General features: G+C 70.8%; 16 protein-coding genes, 1 tRNA gene and 1 pseudogene. 10 read left to right on the top strand and 8 right to left on the bottom strand.

Annotation, left to right across the window (positions count from 1 at the left end; translation table 11 throughout):
• Nucleotides 1-217 precede the first annotated feature (217 nt).
• Complete coding sequence (locus ACIGA3_RS02610) at nt 218-835, top strand: DedA family protein (RefSeq protein ID WP_399709713.1); 618 nt, start codon at nt 218-220, stop codon at nt 833-835.
• Between the two features lie 9 nt (nt 836-844).
• On the opposite strand, the gene ACIGA3_RS02615 is transcribed toward ACIGA3_RS02610, so the two are convergent.
• Nucleotides 845-1,078 (bottom strand): DUF2277 domain-containing protein, encoded by a 234-nt coding sequence (locus tag ACIGA3_RS02615; protein ID WP_399709715.1) that lies wholly within the window; start codon nt 1,076-1,078, stop codon nt 845-847.
• 93 nt (nt 1,079-1,171) lie between these two features.
• Here ACIGA3_RS02615 and ACIGA3_RS02620 point away from each other — a divergent pair, with 93 nt between their 5' ends.
• Both ACIGA3_RS02620 and ACIGA3_RS02625 read left to right on the top strand, forming a co-directional pair.
• Complete coding sequence (locus ACIGA3_RS02620; RefSeq protein ID WP_399709717.1) at nt 1,172-2,086, top strand: ketopantoate reductase family protein; 915 nt, start codon at nt 1,172-1,174, stop codon at nt 2,084-2,086.
• A 69-nt stretch (nt 2,087-2,155) separates the two neighbouring features.
• Entirely contained in the window at nt 2,156-2,485 is a 330-nt protein-coding gene (locus ACIGA3_RS02625; protein WP_399709719.1) for a hypothetical protein, read from the top strand.
• Between the two features lie 8 nt (nt 2,486-2,493).
• Here ACIGA3_RS02625 and ACIGA3_RS02630 read toward each other — a convergent pair whose 3' ends face one another.
• Nucleotides 2,494-2,967, bottom strand: coding sequence for an NUDIX hydrolase (locus ACIGA3_RS02630; protein WP_399709721.1), 474 nt, complete (start codon nt 2,965-2,967; stop codon nt 2,494-2,496).
• Complete coding sequence (locus ACIGA3_RS02635) at nt 2,886-3,710, bottom strand: XRE family transcriptional regulator (protein ID WP_399709723.1); 825 nt, start codon at nt 3,708-3,710, stop codon at nt 2,886-2,888. The genes ACIGA3_RS02630 and ACIGA3_RS02635 overlap by 82 nt, the downstream gene beginning before the upstream one ends.
• A gap of 562 nt (nt 3,711-4,272) precedes the next feature.
• Between ACIGA3_RS02635 and ACIGA3_RS02640 the strand changes: the two are divergent.
• The 3 genes and pseudogenes from ACIGA3_RS02640 to ACIGA3_RS02650 all read left to right on the top strand — a co-directional run.
• Nucleotides 4,273-4,463, top strand: a pseudogene (locus tag ACIGA3_RS02640) (hypothetical protein); the annotation flags it as partial.
• Nucleotides 4,464-4,541: 78 nt separating this feature from the next.
• Nucleotides 4,542-4,916, top strand: a complete 375-nt coding sequence (locus ACIGA3_RS02645) for a trypco2 family protein (protein WP_399709724.1) — start codon at nt 4,542-4,544, stop codon at nt 4,914-4,916.
• Between the two features lie 141 nt (nt 4,917-5,057).
• Entirely contained in the window at nt 5,058-7,457 is a 2,400-nt protein-coding gene (locus ACIGA3_RS02650) for an NB-ARC domain-containing protein (RefSeq protein WP_399709726.1), read from the top strand.
• Between the two features lie 52 nt (nt 7,458-7,509).
• On the opposite strand, the gene ACIGA3_RS02655 is transcribed toward ACIGA3_RS02650, so the two are convergent.
• Nucleotides 7,510-7,581: transfer RNA gene (locus ACIGA3_RS02655), tRNA-Val, on the bottom strand.
• A gap of 171 nt (nt 7,582-7,752) precedes the next feature.
• Between ACIGA3_RS02655 and ACIGA3_RS02660 the strand changes: the two genes are divergently transcribed.
• The 3 genes from ACIGA3_RS02660 to ACIGA3_RS02670 all read left to right on the top strand — a co-directional run bounded on the left by ACIGA3_RS02660 (nt 7,753) and on the right by ACIGA3_RS02670 (nt 10,056).
• Nucleotides 7,753-9,129: a hypothetical protein gene (locus ACIGA3_RS02660; protein ID WP_399709729.1), complete on the top strand. Its 1,377-nt coding sequence runs from the start codon at nt 7,753-7,755 to the stop codon at nt 9,127-9,129.
• Nucleotides 9,130-9,223: 94 nt separating this feature from the next.
• Nucleotides 9,224-9,808, top strand: coding sequence for a DUF4383 domain-containing protein (locus ACIGA3_RS02665; RefSeq protein WP_399709731.1), 585 nt, complete (start codon nt 9,224-9,226; stop codon nt 9,806-9,808).
• A gap of 38 nt (nt 9,809-9,846) precedes the next feature.
• Entirely contained in the window at nt 9,847-10,056 is a 210-nt protein-coding gene (locus ACIGA3_RS02670; protein WP_399709734.1) for a zinc ribbon domain-containing protein, read from the top strand.
• 90 nt (nt 10,057-10,146) lie between these two features.
• On the opposite strand, the gene ACIGA3_RS02675 is transcribed toward ACIGA3_RS02670, so the two are convergent.
• From ACIGA3_RS02675 to ACIGA3_RS02685, 3 genes are all read right to left on the bottom strand, one after another.
• On the bottom strand, nt 10,147-10,980 hold the full coding sequence (locus ACIGA3_RS02675; RefSeq protein ID WP_399709736.1) for an HAD family hydrolase: 834 nt from the start codon (nt 10,978-10,980) through the stop codon (nt 10,147-10,149).
• Entirely contained in the window at nt 10,980-13,436 is a 2,457-nt protein-coding gene (locus ACIGA3_RS02680) for a phosphoribosyltransferase (protein ID WP_399709739.1), read from the bottom strand. Before ACIGA3_RS02680 ends, ACIGA3_RS02675 begins: the two co-directional genes overlap by 1 nt.
• Before the next feature lie 76 nt (nt 13,437-13,512).
• Nucleotides 13,513-14,688: an HpcH/HpaI aldolase/citrate lyase family protein gene (locus ACIGA3_RS02685; RefSeq protein WP_399709741.1), complete on the bottom strand. Its 1,176-nt coding sequence runs from the start codon at nt 14,686-14,688 to the stop codon at nt 13,513-13,515.
• Nucleotides 14,689-14,862: 174 nt separating this feature from the next.
• On the opposite strand from ACIGA3_RS02685, the gene ACIGA3_RS02690 reads away from it, so the two are divergent.
• Entirely contained in the window at nt 14,863-15,723 is an 861-nt protein-coding gene (locus ACIGA3_RS02690; protein ID WP_399709744.1) for a TerD family protein, read from the top strand.
• A 16-nt stretch (nt 15,724-15,739) separates the two neighbouring features.
• Here the strand turns inward: ACIGA3_RS02690 and ACIGA3_RS02695 are convergent, their stop codons facing one another.
• On the bottom strand, nt 15,740-16,477 hold the full coding sequence (locus ACIGA3_RS02695) for a Tellurium resistance (protein ID WP_399709746.1): 738 nt from the start codon (nt 16,475-16,477) through the stop codon (nt 15,740-15,742).
• Nucleotides 16,478-16,552: the final 75 nt, after the last annotated feature.

The following is a 16,552-nucleotide window of genomic DNA, read 5'->3' on the forward strand; positions in this document are numbered from 1 at the left end:
TTTCCCGTAGCTGTGTTAGCTCCCCACACGTTGGTAAGGGACATGGACCCCGGCCGCCCCATGGGCGCGCCGCACGGGTGAACGCGGCGTATGAGCCGGCCCTTCACCCCGGTGACGTGAACATGTTGTGTTGATCACTTGGTCCCCCCATGAACCTCCCGTCACGGGTCAGGCGTACGCTGTATGGCTGTAATCGGGGGAACGACGGGGAGTCATCGTGCTGGACAGCGTGGGGTCACTGACGGCCGGTCCATGGATCTACGCCGTGGTGGCCGTCTCGGTCCTGCTCGACGTCTTTCTGCCGGTGCTGCCCAGCGGCGTACTGGTCATCGCGGCGGCCACCGCGGCGGCGGCCGGCACGGGCGCGGCGGCGGGCCAGGTCCCGCACGACGTGCCGGACATCCTCGTACTGATTCTGCTGGCGACGACGGCCTCCGTGCTGGGCGACCTGGTCGCGTACCGGCTGGCCTGGCGCGGCGGTGAGCGGCTGGACCGTGCCATCGCCCGCTCCCGGCGGCTGACCAAGGCGCAGGAACGTCTCGGCGAGGCACTGTCGCGGGGCGGCGGCGCGCTGGTCGTCCTCGCCCGCTTCGCCCCCGCAGGCCGCTCGGTCGTCTCCTTCTGCGCGGGCGCCGCCCACCGCCGCGCCCGCGACTTCGTCCCCTGGTCCGCCCTCGCGGGCCTCTCCTGGGCCGCCTACAGCGTCGCCCTCGGCTACTACGGCACCCGCTGGCTGGGCACGGCATGGCTGGCCACGGCCGTCTCGGTAGCGGCGCTGTGCGGGGCGGGGGCCGTGGCGGCGTACTTCATGCGACGCCAGCCGGCGGAGTCCTGAGCCGACGGCTCACGCCGGCTCCTCCCGGACCGGCCGCCCCCGTACCTCCAGGGTGCCCAGCAGTTCCGCCGTGGCCTGGGCGACGGCGTCCACGGCGCGGTCGAACGCCTCGCGGTTGTGCGCGGCGGGGGCCCGGAAGCCCGAGACCTTGCGTACGTACTGCAGCGCGGCGGCGCGGATGTCGTCCTCGGTGGCCTCACCGGGCAACACGGGCGGCCGCAACGTCTTGATACTCCGGCACATGTCTCAAGTCTCCTCCAGCCGGGCCGCGCATGAACGATGATCGGCTCCAGGCGGCCACCGGATCTCGGGGCCGACCGATGGAGAGGACACCTCATGACGAGCAAGCCCACGGTGGCGATACTGGGCCCTGGCGGGGTCGGCGGCCTTCTCGCCGCCCTGCTGTCCCGTTCCGGGCACCGGGTGATCTGCCTGGCGCGGGAGGCCACGGCGGACGCCCTGCGGAGCGACGGAATTCAGGTCCGCAGCGGGCAGTTCGGCGACTTCGGCGCGGCCGTGGAGGCGGACACGGAGCTGCGCGAGCCGGTCGACGCCTGCCTGATCACCGTCAAGCACACGACGCTGGACGCGGCCCTGACCCGCGTACCGCCCGCCGTGCTCGGTGATGCCCTGGTCGTACCGCTGCTGAACGGCGTCGAACACCCGGCGGAGCTGCGTACCCTCTACGCGCCCGAGCTGGTCGCCCCCGCGACGATCCGTGTGGAGTCCACCCGTGTCCCGGCCGGGCCGGGCGAAGGCGTGGTGATCGAACACGGCAGCCCCTTCGCCGAGGTCGACCTCGCGGGCGCGGCGACGGTACGGCCCCGCCTCGACGCCCTGGCCACGGCCCTCTCGGCGGCCGGGGTAACGACGCGAGTGGTCGAGGACGAGACGGCCGCCCTGTGGGCCAAGATGAGCTTCCTCGCGCCGTTCGCCCTGCTCACCACCCGGTACGGCGTGCCGATCGGCGAGGTCCGCACGCGGTACCGGCAGGAGCTGGAGGCCCTGGTGGCCGAGACGGCGGCCGTCAGCCGCGCCTGCGGCGCCCCGGCGGACCCGTCCCGGTCGCTCGCCCGGTACGACATGTTCCCGCCGGGCGCCAAGTCCTCGATGCAGCGGGACGCGGAGGCGGGCCGCACGCTCGAACTCGACGCGATCGGGGGCGCGTTGCTGCGCGCGGCCGGGCGGCACGGGGTGCCGGTGCCGGTGGCCGCGCGGTTGGTGAAGGAGCTGGGCGGCGACGTCGGCTGAGGCCACTCGTTCGTATGAACTGCCCGGCGAAGCTCGCCACTGAAAATCGAACAGGCGTACCATTGCCGTGTGCCTGCGTCCCATGATTTCCCCAGTGACCTGCTCGCCGGGCAGGAGGAGTTGCACCAGATCAGGGCCGAGCTGTCGGCCCTGCTCAAGCGGCTGCCCTGGTCGGTCGCCCCGCTGGACGGCTTCACCGACGACACCGGCTGGCGCAAGATCGAACGCCCAGCGTCCCCCGGCTGGACCGCCGACGAACAGGCCGAGGTGGAAAAACTCCGCCGCCGCGAACACGAACTAGCCGTCTTCATCACCGGCCACCGCTACTGGACCGAGGTGGCGGCACCGGACCGGGTGCAGGCCCGCGCGGAGTTGAAGCACGCCCACGGACAGGAGTAGTCCCCGGCTCAGCCGAGGTACGGCTCCACCCGCTGTTCGAAGGCGTGCCGCAGCCGCAGCCGCTGCGTGTGGTGCATCGGGAGCGCCGCGATCTCGTCGGCGGCGACCCACCGCAGTTCGGTGGACTCGTCGGAGACGGCCAGCTCTCCGCCGGTCAGGCGCGCCCGGAAACAGACGTTGAACTGCCGGCGCACCTCACCGTCGCTGTAGGCGATGACATGCCGAGGATCGGTGTACGTGCCGACCAGCCCCGTCACCTCGACGTCCAGTCCGGTCTCCTCCTTCACCTCCCGCACCGCGGCGCCGGGGAGGGAGTCGGTCATCTCCATGCCGCCGCCGGGCAACGCCCACAGGTCGTTGTCCCGCCGCCGCTGAAGCAGCACCCGCCCCTGCCCATCGGTCACGACAGCGGAGGCCGCGACCACGAGGCTGTTCGGCGTGGGGGCGTTCGGGTCGTCGTAGTACTCGGTGCGACGGGACATGACTGTTCCTCCACTGGCTGGGCCGCGCTCCACACGGCATCGAGGCTGGCCGCGTAGGTGTCGAAGAGACCGCCGTCCTCCACGCGTCTGAGGTGCCAGACGGGTGCCCCGTAGGCGTTGACTCCCCACACATGGCCGTTCACGAGCATTTGGCCGTCAGCCCGGTAGACCGAGTTGTACAGCGTCGTCGCGTGGGTGCGGACCTGGATGCCGGGGACGGTGATCAACGGCCGGTAGTGCATGAGGGCGAGGCGTGACCTGGACTCGATACCGTGCCCGAACTGCTCCTCCTGGCCGCGCTGTTGTACGGCCGGACTGTCGGCGTCGCCCACCGCGATGCGCACGTCACACCCTGCTGCGGCCCGTTCTTCCAGCAATTCGTTGAGGCTTGGGTAGCCCTCGTGCAGGAAGACCCCGGCGTACACGAGAACGTCGATCTGCTCGCGTGCCTGGGCGAACAGCTCGATGTAGGCCGCTATCGGCAGGTCGGCACGACGCGGATACAGGGCGACCAGCTCAGGGCTGATCGCGCGGGCCCTCCTCGGCTGCTGGAGGGCCGGCCACAGCGCGTGGACGTCCTCGCCGAGCAGCTCAGCCGCACGCAGGGCCGCAGGCTGACGGGGCACGCGGTCCTTGTTCACCCAGCGTTCGACGCTCTTGGGGTCGACGCCGACCTCCCGCCCGAGCGTCTCGTGCGTCCAGCCCCCAGCGGCGATGGCTGCGCGTAGCCGTTCATTGGGCAACTTCGGTTCCTCCTCTCCCGGAATCCGACAGGGACGTTCTGTCTCACGTAGGACGTCCTGAAGTGGGATACGGCGGAGGTTCCTACGTCCTGGCGACGCGCTTCACCATCACGAGACCGGATGACCGGCCGAACGGAGCCGAGATGTACCGATGCGCTGCTGCTGAGGCCACGCCAACAGGGCGCCCGCCCGCAGACATCCCCGCCGAACTGCTGCCGTACCTGGTGCTCCCGGACCCCGACGGCCTCCCCGAGGAGCGGGTTGCCGGTCGCGCGTGCGTATGGGGTGGCGGATCTCTGACCTTGGCCGTCGCCATCGACCTCGGTGAGCGGGTCACGGAGGGTGGGCAGCACTGGTTTCCCCAGGCGTGCGGCCCGTGCCTCGCCGATCACGCCTGCAAGGCGCTCTTCGCCCACGCGCCCGCCTGTTCTCTGTGCACCGACGCCGACCGAGACGGCCGTGGCCAGCCAGGTGGCGCCGAGCCGGCGGGCGCCGTAGCCGAGGGCCGCGCTGTAGGCCGCCCAGGCGAGGCCCGCCAGGGCGGACCACGGGACGAAGTCGCTGGCGCAAGATCGAACGCCCCGCGTCCCCGGCTGGACCGCCGACGAACTCGCGGTCTTCATCACCGGCCACCGCTACTGGACCGAGATCGCGGCCCCGGACCGAGTACAGGCCCGCGCGGAGCTGAAGCACGCCCCCGTGGCCCGGCCCTCGGTCGCGGATCAGCGACGGCACCCGGGCCGGGGTCCGTAGCGGTACGGACCCGGGGCGCCAGGGGCCTCGTGGCACCGGGCCGCAGGCTGGAGCGCGCCGTGTCCTGAGGTGTGGGGAATGTTCTCGATGACCGAACCGCACGGCCGGTTCGCGGCTAGAGTGCGCGGTCAGGAGCCCGACTCACATGGGGGAGCGATGGAGAGAATAGGGCTGGCCGAGACGATCGCCGCAGTGCGGCAGGAGTTGACCACCTCCATCGAGGAAGCGCAGGGGGCGGACATCCGTTTCCAGGTCGGCGAGGTGATGCTCGAACTGGAAGTGGAGGTACAGCGCGTCAGCGGCAAGAAGGGTGGCCTGAAGGTCTGGGTGCTGGAAGCGGGAGGCGAGAAGTCCCGTAGCGACTCGCACACCCATCGCCTTTCGGTGCCGATCACGCCGGTGAGCGCCGACGGCACCCCACTTCTCACCGGCGACACGGTGATCCCGGACTGAAACGGGTTCGCGATGCCTTTCGATGCGGCGCGCGCGGTCGAAGTCATCTTCCGCCCGACGTCGCCGGGCGGGTCCCGGTCCTATGGCTCCGGCTGTCAAATCGGAGCAGGACTCTTCCTCACCTGCGCGCACATATTGCCTATGGCGCCGGACTCGGGGCGCCTCCTCGTCCGTGACATCCACGGTCGGGAGACAGACGCATCCATCGCGTGGTGCAACCGCAAGGCCGATGTGGCGCTGATCCACGCGCCCGTGGCGGAGGGCCCCGTGCTCGCCCCCGCGTCCATCGCCACCCTTCCGACCGACTCGACCAGCGAACTCCGGCTCGCCTTCGTGATGTTCGGGTGGCCCAGGGCCGGCGACACGCGTGAGTCGGGAAGGCTTGTGCGTAACCCAGTACAAGTGGACGGCGAGATAAAGCTCTCGGAGTACGCGGCCTCCAAGGACAGACAGGTCCGCCTGCGTCCGGAGCGGGAACGCTTTCCTCCGCTGCGCGACACGAGTTACTGGACCGGAATGTCCGGTGCCGCAGCCTGGTGCCAGGGCAGCATCGTGGCCGTCCAGGTGGAGCAGTCGAACTCGAACCTGCCGGACTACCTGGCGGCAACCCCTCTCACCGCGGAAGTCCTGGAGCATGCCGACGCGAACGGCGTGACCGGAACGGACGTGGTCGCTGCGGCGCACATACCGGTAAGGCCCCTCACGGTGACGGGGTCGATTCCGCCCAGACTCTCGCCGGGCTCTGATACCGCGGATCGGGAAGAGTCACCGCGAAGCGGGTTGAAGACCTCGCTCTCGCTCCTGGTGAGCAGGATGACCGGACGCGCTCGGACCTCCTTGCCCGTGGACGGACCAAGCGGACGCACACCTCCCCTGAGCCCCAGGTATCAGCTCCGAGAGCACGACATGAGGTCCCTCTCGGATAAACTCCACCGCGCCCACCGGGTGGGAATCGTGGGCCCCGGCGGGGTGGGTAAGACTCAACTCGCTTCCGCGTACGTGGAGAAGAACCACTCATCTCACACTTTCGTCTGGTGGATTCGGTCCGGCCAGTCCGAGGTGCTGGCAGCGGATTATGACGCGATGGCCGTTGCCCTCGGTCTCGGCAGCGACCCCCTGCACGCCCGGCTCAGAGTTTCCACGTGGCTGACGCACAACGACGGTTGGCTGCTTGTCTTCGACGATGTGAACGAGGCGTCCAGGCTTCAGGATTTTCTCCCAGCGACGGCCTCCAGAGGACATGTCATCATCACGAGCCGTGACGCGCTCAGAGCGCCCGCGGAACTTCTGGAGTTGAACGACTGGGACGTCACGGACTCTGTTTCCTTCCTGCGGAACCAGAACCAAGGCTCACCACAAGTGCTCCACGAGATCGCCGAACGGCTGCACAATGTTCCCTTGGCGATCGATCAGGCGGCGAGCTACATGCGGGAAACCCGTATCGGCGCCGAGACATACCTGCGCATGCTCCAGAAGAACACGCCCGACATGCTGGAAGCCGGGCGTGCGTTCAACCGGGACGAGTCGGTGACAGCCACGTACTCTCTGGCCGTGGAACGCGCGGAGCGTACATGCAAGGGGGCGAGAGATCTACTCAAACTCTGTTCGCTGTACTCCGGGAGCGCCATCCCCCGGCAACTGCCGAGACTGCTGGACAATCCGCGTTCGAAACACTGGGACATCGGGTCGCGGGCGCCTTACCGATTCAGGGTCAAGGTACGCCATGAATTGTCGTACAACGCCCTGATCGCTGCGCTGGTTCAGCAGTCTCTCATCTCGGCGGACGACTCGCACCTATACGTCCACGGTCTTGTACAGCAGACCGTGAGGAGTCAGCTGTCCACTCGACAGATGCAGCATTGGACATACTGGGCCGTGTCGTCGCTGTGGATGGAGATCAGCGAGAGTTCGGAGAAAGATCCGGAAGACTTCCGGCGCATCGCACAGCTACTCCTGCCTCACATTCTGGCAGGAGCCGATCAGGCAAAGGAAAATCTACCCAAAGATTGGCCATTCAATTTCAATTGGCCCTCGTTGACAGCTCTGCGGGAGTCCGCTCGGGCGTTGACTTACATCGCAAGGGTCCTCTATGCCGACGATGACCTGTCGCAAGGCTATGGCATATCAGTAAAAGCCTTGGACATGGCGAGCGAATCGCTCCCGTTCATCATGGGAATGCACAACGCGGACCCGATTCCCTCACTGCTGGCCCTGGGCGAAGCGACGGAAGCCGTTGCCGCCTATGCCCTCGCCTCCGGACAGTCCGATCCGGGTCTTCCGGCCCTCATGCGCGTTCTCGACATGTTCGATCTCACGTCCGCCAAAAGGCCGCATCGGTACCTCCCCAAAGGGGCACCGCACTTTTGCCTGCGGGCGCGAGTGGTTTCCGCTGCAGCCGTGACTCTCCATGAATACGGGCCACCGGGCCAAGCAGAAGAGATGTTGGACAATATCTTCCGGATCGACAAGAACTACATTTCCAGAGATGAGAGCTGCAGATCTCTCCTCGAAAGTGCGAGGGACGCGGTGGAGGAGGCGTAGCAGCAATGCCAGAAGGCCCCTTGCTGATCAAGCAAGGGGCCTCTGACCTGCGTGGGCGCGGACGGTTTCGAACCGCCGACATCCTGCTTGTAAGGCAGGCGCTCTACCCCTGAGCTACGCACCCGTGCGTCCCGGCACGTGGCCCGGACGAGTCGACAGCCTACCTTGCCCCGGGCGGTGTCCCGCAAACGCCGGAAACGGCGGGGCCGGCGGTGAACTGACCGGGCCGTGTGTTCGTCTTCAACGGGTGGGAGAATGACACCACCCAGCGCGAACCACGGCACGGGAGAGGGATGTGACGGCGACACCGGGCACGCCAGCAGCGCAGACCAACCCGCACCCGCCGTCCCCCCTGCGGGACACCCTCACCCTGATGAGCCTCCCCGTGCTCGCCGCCCTCACCCTGGCCTCGGCGTTCGCCGGCGGTGGCACCCGGCGCTGGTTCGGCGGGCGGGCCGAGAGCCAGCGGGCCGAGGCGCAGGCGGCGAAGGACGCCGCGGCGGCCGCGTTCTACGAACTCGACACCGCCCAGCGGGACCTGCGCATCTCCATCGAGACCATCTCCGTCGTCGACGACTCCCCCGCCGCCCGCCGCGCCGTCGCCGACTTCGAGGCGCTCGGCCGGCGCATAGACGAGGCCAGCCAGACGTACATCCAGGCCGTCGACGCCCAGGACCTCGACCGCGACGACCTCGACGCCGGCACCGCGACCCGCGCCCGTGGCGAGCTGACCGCCGCCAAGGACGAGCTGGTCCGGGTCAAGGGAGAGCTGGACCGGTTCGGCACCTCCCTCGGCCCCCTCCTCGGCACCGCCGAGACCCAGCTGGCCCGCCTCGCCCCCGCCGTGGAGCGCGCCCGCCAGGCCCTGCTCGGCGCGAGCAACGCCCTGGACGCCGTACGCGAGCACCGGCTGAGCGCGGACGACCTCGCCGCCCGCCTCGCCGCCCTCGCCCCCGAGCTGACCCGGCTGAACCAGGGCGCCGGACAGCACGGCGTGGCGGCCACGCTGGAGCGGGCCGAGCGGGTGCAGCGGGAGGCCGGGGCGATCCGGGCCGAGGCCGAGCGGCTGCCGGAGCGCGCCGCCGAGATCGACCGGCGTCTGGTCAGTCTGGGCACCCGCGCCCAGGCCCTGACCACCCGCAGCGGCCAGGTCGAGCCGGTGCTGAGCGAGCTGCGGCGCCGGTTCACGGCCGCCTGCTGGCAGGACCTCCAGCATGTGCCCGAGCAGGCCGCCGAGAACGTCCGCCAGGCCGAGCGCAAGCTGAGCGAGGCCAGCGCCGCCCGGGACGCCCAGCGCTGGCCGGACGCCACCTCGCTGCTGTCGACCGTACGGGCCCTGCTGAACACCACCGACGAGGCGGTGTCGGCCGCCGGTGACCGGCTGACCAGGCTGAACGCCGTCCAGAAGGACCCCCGGCAGGAGATCGAGCGGACCAGGTTCGCGCTCCGTGACGCCCAGCGGCTCGCCATGACGGGCCGTACCGCGCCCGACCCCCGGCACGCCCGCCCGCTGGACGAGGCGGTGGCCCGGCTGGACCGCGCGGTCGCCGGTCTGGACAGCGGCCGTCACCCCGACTACTGGCACTTCCTCACCGAGACCGAGGCCGTGCGGAGCGCGGTGGCGCGGGTGGTCGCGCAGATCCGTGAGGAGCGCGGCGGCCCCGGTCAGTGAGCCCGCCGGCCGCGCCCCTGTTGCCGGTGTGTGGGGTGCTGGCGAGTATTGAGAGGTACGGGACGGCCTCCGCACGCGCCCCCGAGGAGGCGACATGGCCGCACAAGCAGTGCACTCGCGCGACAAGCAGTCCAGCCGACACCGCACCGTGCTCGACGAGCACCTGCCCGTCGACCACCGCCTGAACCTGGTCTACCGCATCGGCGCGGGCCTGATCGGACTCTTCCTGCTCGTCTTCGGCATCCTCGGCCTGGTCGGCCACATCGGTGCCTTCAACGTCGGCAGCGACACCGTGGCCGGCCTGAACACCAACGGCGCGCTGAGCGTGCTCTCCATCTGTGTCGGCCTGGTGCTCCTGGTGGGCATGGTGATCGGCGGCAACTTCGCGTCGACCCTGAACATGGTCTTCGGCCTGCTGTTCATCCTGAACGGCTTCCTGAACCTGGGTCTGCTGGACACCGAGAACAACTTCCTGGCGTTCAAGATCCAGAACGTGTTCTTCACCTTCATCGTCGGCCTGCTGCTGATGACCTTCGGCATGTACGGCCGGGTCGGCTCGTCCCTTCCGCACGACAACCCCTACTGGCGCACCCGGCACCCCGGGGCGGAGCACGAACAGCCCGCCCTCACCACACCGGACCAGCGCGCCGTCAGCGGGCCGGACACGAAGGCCGAGTGACACTCCCGTCCCGAGGGCCCGGCGGCTAACCTGTGCGCATGCCTCGCTACGAGTACCGCTGCCGGACCTGCGGCGACACCTTCGAACTCAGCCGCCCCATGGCGGAGTCCGCCGCGCCCGCCACCTGCCCCGAGGGCCACGGCGACACGGTCAAACTGCTGTCGGCGGTGGCCGTCGGCGGCTCCTCCGCCGCCCCGGCCCCCTCGGGCGGAGGCGGCGGCTGCTGCGGAGGCGGCCGCTGCGGCTGAGCCGGACTCGGGTACGGCACCGGGCGAGCGTCCGGTGCCGTACCGCTGCGTGCCGTACCGCTGCGTGCCGTACCGCTGCGTGCCCTACCGCTACGCCGGCAGCCGCGCCGGTACCACCGCGCCCCGCGCCACCCGCAGGAACTCGCGGGTGATCCGCTCCCCCGCCAGCACCCCACGCTCGGCCACCGCGCCGACCTCCGGCGCGCTCCACCCGCTGTCGGCCAGCTCGCCGTGTCCGGGACGCCAGCCGCGGTCGGCGGCCAGCAGCAGGTCGGCGTCCAGATGCGAGTCACCGGCCGCGAGCGTCAGCTCCGCGCCGGTCCGCCGGGCCACCTCGCGCACTGCCGCGCCCTTGGTGAGCGGCTGCGGAACGGCGTAGATCTTGCGGCCCTGGAGCGACACCGTCCAGCCCCGCTCCCCGGCCCACTCGGCCAGCTCGCCCACCCATTCCTCGGGCAGCAGCTCCCGCTCGACCACCAGATACGCGAACAGGTCCTCCGCCACCCGCTGCTTGCGCAGCCAGACCGGGTCGGAGGCGCGGCGCAGATGGTCGGTGATCTCCGCGAGCGGCGCGCACTCGTCCGCGAGCCGGGCCAGCACCGAGGCGTGCCAGTCCTGGTCGGTGACCCCGTCGACCAGGAGATGGCCGCCGTTGGCGCAGATCGCGTACCGGGCGGGCGGGCCCGGCAGGTTGATCCGCTCGTACTGGGCGCGGGTCCGGGTGGTCGTCGGCACGAACACCGCCGCGTCCGCCAGCTCGGTCAGCAGCGCGGCCGCCGTCTCCGTCATGAAGGACAGCGGACGGGACTCGTGCACCTCCACGCACAGCAGCCGGGGCGCCCGCGCGTCGGGCATCGTGAGGGCGAGGGCGCCCGCCGAGTAGATCAGGGTGCGGTCGAGGTCGCTGGCCACCAGTACCGGCATCAGACGTTCACCGCCCGGCCGTCGGCGCCCGTGGCGCCCCGCGTGTACTTGGGGTGGATCAGCCCGACGCAGGTGTACGGCAGGTCGTCGACCTCCTCCACCGGCACCCCGCGCTGTTCGGCGAGCAGCCGCACATGGTCGAGGTCGGCGCCCGCGCCCGCCTTGGCGAGGATCTTCCACGGCACCCGGCGCAGCAGCACCCGCGTGGTCTCGCCGACGCCGGGCTTGACCAGGTTCACGTCGTGGATGCCGTACTCCTCGCTGATCCGCTCCACGGCCCGCCAGCCCTCCCAGGTGGGGGCGCGGTCCTCGGCGAGCAGTTCCTTGACGGCCGCGTCCACCTCGTCCAGGACCTCCGGGAAGCGGGCGGAGATGGCGTCGAGGAAGGCCACCGACGCATCGGCGTCCGCGAGTTCGCGGTAGAACTTCGCGCCGTGGAAGTCGTCCGGGCCGACCAGGTCGGCGCGCAGCACGGTGCGCGATATCAGGCCGGAGACCGTGGAGTTGAGGCAGGCGGAGGGTATGAGGAAGTCGTCGCGGGTGCCGTAGGTGCGCACGCAGGAGCCGGGGTCGGCGAGGACGGCGATCTCCGGGTCGAAGCCGGTGACGCCTTCCGCGCGCTCGAACTCCTCTATGGCGTCCGCGAGTTCGCGGGTGATGGCACCCTTGCCGGTCCAGCCGTCCACGAAGACGACATCGCGCGGGTCGTGGTGTGCGGCCAGCCAGCGCAGCGCGTTGGCGTCGATGCCCCGGCCCCGGACGATCGAGACGGCGTAGTGCGGGAGCTTCAGCCCGTGCCGCTGCTCGGCCCAGCGGCGCATGAGCACGCCGACGGGTGTCCCGGCGCGGGCGAGCGAGACCAGTACCGGGCTGCCGCCGCGCTCGGTGAGGACGGTCTCGGTGACCACGCCGACCGCGCGGGCGATGCGGTCGGCGGAGGTGTCCAGGGCGGCGTGGAACAGCGCCTGGTACCGCTCGCTGGGCTGGTACTCCACCGGCAGCGACTCCGCGTAGTGCGCGCCGCCGTTCTGCACGGCCTCCTCGCGCTCCTCGGTCGGCGCCTCCAGGCTGACCGCGGAGAGGTCCTGGAGCAGCCAGCCGACCTCGTCGGGGGCGTACGAGGAGAAGGCGGGGCCGCGGAGGGGCTCGGGCAGCATGGCCGGCCTTTCGGGAAGGTGGGTCGGGCGGGGCTCGTGGGCGGGCACCACCGCGAGCAGGATGTGCGGGGCGTGCGCCGCGAGGCGGGCGAGCAGGCCGTCCGGGGTGTGCAGGCCGGGGGTGTCGGCGGCGGAGTCGACGACGGCGACCACGGTGTCGAAGCCCGCGCCCGCGACGTTGTAGGCGTACCGCTCGCCGGGGCCGTCCGCCGGGTCGTCGTGGGCGGGGAAGGCGAGGCGGGTGCGTATCGCGTAGCCGGGGTCGTCCACGGCGAGGACGGGTGAGCGGGTGGTGGTGGAGTAGCGCACCTCGGCCGGGACGGTCCGCTCCAGCTCGGCCGCGAGCCGCAGCGGGGCGTACATCAGCTCCTCGAAGCCGAGCACGAGCACGCGGCGGGACCCGGCGGGCAGCGCCTGGGCGATCCGGGCGGCCATGGCGGGCAGCGCGGCCTCCAGCCGGGCGCGGTGGTCCGGGGTGAAGCCGTGCCGTCCGCCGTCCGGCAGCCCGGCCGGCCAGCCCAGTTCGACCCGCGTCACCTCGCCGTGCGGCGCCGGGCCGGGCTCAGCGCCCGCGCTCTCGCTCTCGTGCTCTGCGACCAGCGCCTGCCCCTTCTCCAGCACGCCCTCGGGCAGCCGTACGGTCCCGGAGGCGGCCGCGACCAGGTCGACGCGGGCGCCGATCTCGGCGGCGAACCGGTCCAGCCGGGCGGTGTCCTCGGCGGAGCGCATGTCGACCAGGGCGACCACCACATAGCGGCGCCGGGGGTGGCGGGCGTGCAGCTCGCGGATGGTGTTGAGGACGGTGTTTCCGGTGGAGAACTCGTCGTCCACCAGCACCAGCGGGCCGTCCCCGGCCAGCAGCGCCGGGTCCTCGGGGAGCAGCAGGTGGGAGGTGGCGTGGGAGTGGGACTCCTCGAAGCCGCCGGCCGGGGTGATCCCGGCGACCGGGCGGCGGGTGGAGTGCAGGTACGGGGCGAGGGCGAGGCCGTCCGCGACCGAGTGGCCGAGGCCGGTGGCGGTTTCCGCGTACCCGAGGACGACCGCCCGGGCCGCCTCCGCGTCCCCGAGCAGGGCGCGGACCCGGTGGCCGAGCCGGAGTCCATGGCCGTGGACCACGGCGGGCGACTGCGGGACGTGCTTGCCGAGCACCTTCGAGACCAGCAGATGGGCCCGCTTGGGGTTGCGGCGCAGCGCCATCCCCAGCAGGTCGGTCAGGTGCTCGTCGCCCTCCAGTTCGACACCGAGTCGCCGTGCGACCCAGGTGCCGGACCAGACGCCGTCGTTCACTGCGTTCTTCATGCGTTCCTTGTGGCTCAGGGGGTGGGGGAACAGGCTCGGGGGTGTGGGAGGGGGCTCAGGGGGTGTGGGAGGGGGCTCAGCCGGTCACGCCGGCGGCCAGCAGGTCCACGAAGCCGATGTCCTCGTTGGCCACGCCGAAGACCTCCGCGCGCAGCAGGGTCCGCTCGGCCCAGGCGCGGTGCGGCTTCACTTCGTTCATCTTGTTCGTGTACGCGGACCTGAGGACTCCGCCACCGTCGCTGGCCGGCCGGAGGATGTCCTGGGCATCGCTGAATTCCTCGTGGCTGACCACGGACAGCGCGTGCACGGGCAGGACGTGGGAGGGATGGATGCAGGTCTTGCCGAGCAGACCGTTGGCCTGGTCCAGGGAGATCTCCCGCAGCAGGCCGTCCATGGCGTGTTCGATCAGCTTCTCGCGCAGTTCGACGGCGCGCACCTCCAGGAAGGGGCTCGCCCGCAGCTGGGGCTTGAACACCCGCTCGGGGACCCGGAAGTACTCCCACACCGGCCCGGTCACGGTGAATCCGCTGCCGTCGGCCCGGCCCAGCGTGTTGACCACGTCGGCGATGACGGAGGCCACGATCAGGACGTCGTACGCGGTCATGTCGGGGGCGCGGCGCAGCCCGTAGGAGGAGCAGAAGTCGGTGACGCCGAGGCGCAGCGCCAGCACCCGGTCGCGGTACTTGCCGACCGCGCGGGCGATGCCCTCCAGGGTCTCCACGCGGGACTCGCGGTACAGCAGCTCGGGCGATTCGAGCACCGGCATGGCGAAGAGCCGCCGGCCGCAGGCGGTCTCGGCCGCGCCGAGCGCCTCCAGGAAGGGGACGCCGCGTTCCTCGGTGAACTTGGGCAGCACGAATCCGGACAGCAGCCGGACGCTGGAGCCGAGGCGCCGGACCAGGTCGAGGATCTGCTCGGGCGTGCGCACCCGGACGAACAGCAGGGGCGGCTCGGCGCCGGTCCGGGCGTTCAGCGCGTCCAGTTCGGCGAACTGCCGGACCAGGTTCTCCTCACCGGCGGGTACGTCCTCGTCGGCGATGGAGTCCTCCAGGCACAGCACCATCGAGACGACGCCGTTCCCGGTCTGTCTGATGATGTCGGCGGCGAGCCGGGGCCGCGTCGCCGGGCTGTACAGGGTGGCTCCCAGGGCCGCGGAGAGCAGCCGGGCCGGGGAGTCGGCGGTGAACGCGCACGGCTCCTGGTGGAAGAGACGCTCCCTCGCTTCGGGGGCGATCTGCCCGAAATGCCGCATAGGACTCCCTCAAGGCGCGCCTAGTCTGTGATTTCCGCAAAGGGTGGCCGGTAATAGTACGTAGAGACCCATGTCCGGGGTTCCCGGCCGGCATGAATTTCCGGTTACCCGCCCGTGTCGGACAGAACACCCCCCGCATTGTCGTGGCCAGGACCGAGAAGGCAGGATGACCGCATGACGCACGCGATGCTGAAGGGGTCGAACGTCCCACTGGACGCCGCCACGGTACGGGCCGTGCTGCGCTGGACGCCGGGGCAGGACGTCCCGGAGGTGGACGCCTCGGCGCTGCTGCTGGGCTCCGGCGGCCGGGTGCGCTCGGACGAGGACTTCGTCTTCTACAACCAGCCCCGCCACCCCTCCGGCACGGTGTGGGGGCTCGGCAAGAAGCCGGTCGCCGAGGGCCTGACCGACACCATCCAGGTGGACCTGGCCGGGGTCGAGCCCAGTGTGGACCGCATCCTGCTGGTGGCCTCCGCCGACGGCGTCCCCTTCGACCGGGTCCCGACGCTGTGCGTGCTGCTGTACGACGCCTCGGTGACCGACGCCGAGGCGCTGGCCCGGTTCGAGGTGAAGCCGGAGACCGGCGCGGAGACGGCGCTGATCTGCGGCGAGCTGTACCGGCGCGGGGACGCCTGGAAGTTCCGCGCGCTGGGCGAGGGCTACTCCAACGGTCTGGAGGGGCTGGCCACGGACTTCGGCATCTCGGTGGACGAGGCGGAGGCGGTGGCCGAGGAGCCGCGCCGCCAGGAGTCCCTTTCGGTGCCGCTGCCCCCGGAGCAGCCCGTGCCGCTGCCGCCCCTCCCGGCCCAGCCGCCGGCCTACGGCTACCCGCAGCCCGTCTCCCCCCAGCCGCCCGGGTACGGCTATCCGCAGCCCGCCTCCGCGAGCCAGGCCACCTACGGCTATCCCCAGCCCGCCACGACGCAGGCGCCGCCCGCCTACGGCTACCCCCAGCCCCAGCCGGTGCCCGCCGCGGCCCCGCTGGACCCGGACTTCCGGCTGCCGCCGCAGGGGCCGCAGTTCCTCGGCCGCTAGCGGGAGCCGGGCGCGGTCAGCGGTCCGCCTTGGACTTGTACCCGCGCCCCCAGGTCAGTCCCCAGCCGTACAGCCGGTCCAGCTCGCCCTGGAAGCCGTAGACGAACTTCACCTCGCGGCGCACGACCAGCTCGCCCTTGACGTTCTCTATCAGCACCACCGCGCACGAGCGGGCCTGTGGATGGCGTTCATCGAGGCCGATCTCGATGCGCGGGCCGTTGCTCGGATAGAGCGTGACCACGGCGTGGGTGCGGTCGAAGGCCGGGGTCTGGTCATAGATGTACACGAAGACCAGCAGGCGTTTGATGGCGTCCCGGTGGTCCAGGTTCACGTACATCGTCTCGCCCGACGCCGAGCCGAACCGGTCGTCGCCGCTGAGCTTGACGTACGGCGGTGCGTTGACGTCGCCGAGATAGCCGCCCAGGGGCTGGACGACGCCCTTGGTGCCGTCGGTCAGCTCGAACAGACAGCCGAGGTCCAGGTCGACGTTGACCATGCTCTGGCCGTGTCCCAGCACTTCCGGTGGTTTCAGCGCCTTGAAGGGATGCCGGAACAGGCTGCCGCGCTGGGCGCCGCCGAAGTCCGAGGTACGCATCCGCCAGGCCAGGTTGACCCGCAGATTTCCGGTCGCCGCGCCCTGTTTGGTCAGCGACACCTGCTGGTGCCGCTTGGTCAGTTCGATCGCGTTGGACCCGGAGCTGCCCGAGTCGAAGTCGGCGGTGCGTCCGCCCAGCAGTCCGTCGAGAAATCCCATTCCCGCCCCCTGGTTCCTTGCTGCGGTGCTCGTGGCGTGAAAAGCCGTCGGGGCAGCCGACCCGAGTCGGCCGCC

Origin of the sequence: Streptomyces sp. NPDC085596 (genome assembly GCF_044541565.1) — a bacterium.
Taxonomy (GTDB): Bacteria; Actinomycetota; Actinomycetes; order Streptomycetales; family Streptomycetaceae; genus Streptomyces.